This window comes from Roseibium sp. SCP14, assembly GCF_040329475.1.
In the GTDB taxonomy this organism is placed as follows: Bacteria; Pseudomonadota; Alphaproteobacteria; order Rhizobiales; family Stappiaceae; genus Roseibium.
On sequence record NZ_JBDZYH010000025.1, the window covers coordinates 1 to 518 of the forward strand.

Below are 518 nucleotides of genomic sequence, written 5' to 3' on the forward strand. Positions count from 1 at the left end.
TGGGCCGGGCCGCTCAACGCGCCGGCAAGGGCAAGCCCCGACACGACGGCGGCTTTGGCCAGATAGGTTCCAGTTGCTTTCAACATCGTCTCCTCCACTTTTAAGCTGATGTCTTTCTAAGCTGATGTTTCAACGGCAGGTCAGCGCGCGATGAACTTGGCAAGGAACTCCCGCGTGCGGGCTTCGCTCGGATCCTGGAAAATCTGCTCCGGCGGACCCTGCTCGACGACCGCCCCATGGTCGAAGAACATCACCCGGTCGGAAAACTCGCGCGCAAAACTCATCTCATGGGTGACCAGAAGCATGGTCATGTCCGTCTCATGCGCCAGCTTGCGCATCACCGCCAGAACCTCGCCGACCAGCTCCGGATCAAGGGCCGAGGTCGGCTCGTCGAACAGCATGATCTTCGGCTTCAGCGCCAGGGCCCGGGCAATCGCGACCCGCTGCTTCTGGCCGCCGGACAATTGCGAGGGATAATGCTCAAGCTTGCCGCCGAGACCGACCATCTCCAGAAGCTC

The 518-nt window shown here is 61.4% G+C and carries 1 protein-coding gene; it reads right to left on the reverse strand.

All coding sequences use genetic code 11. The annotated features are described in order from the left end of the window. Positions 1-140: 140 nt before the first annotated feature. Positions 141-518: amino acid ABC transporter ATP-binding protein (locus ABLQ08_RS32425; protein WP_352950914.1), on the reverse strand; the 378-nt coding region annotated here is incomplete at its 5' end.